Below are 309 nucleotides of genomic sequence, written 5' to 3' on the forward strand. Positions count from 1 at the left end.
CGCTCGTCCGCGTCGCGCTCGCCGGACTCCATCGCCTCGGTCAGCGCGTCCAGCCCGGCCAGGAACTCCTCGTCGGCCAGCGGGACGACCTTGCCGATCAGGTCGACCTCCAGGATGCGCCGGATCTCCACCAGGTCGGCCAGCACCGAAGCGTCCTTGCCGAGGGACTGCCGGGCCTGGAAGAGCAGCCCCGGGGTGAACGCGGTCATCGGCGCGGCACCGACGAAGGTGCCGTACCCGTGCCGGATGTCCACGATTCCCAAGGTGTGCAAGGCACGCAGCGCCTCGCGGACGGAGTTCCGGCTGGCA

1 pseudogene is annotated in these 309 nt (G+C 70.9%); it reads right to left on the minus strand.

The features are described 5' to 3' along the window. Window positions 1–254: pseudogene (locus tag CCN37_RS37125) on the minus strand (GntR family transcriptional regulator); the annotation flags it as partial. Window positions 255–309 lie beyond the last annotated feature (55 nt).

It is taken from the genome of Allokutzneria sp. NRRL B-24872 (genome assembly GCF_002155965.1).
In the GTDB taxonomy this organism is placed as follows: Bacteria; Actinomycetota; Actinomycetes; order Mycobacteriales; family Pseudonocardiaceae; genus Allokutzneria.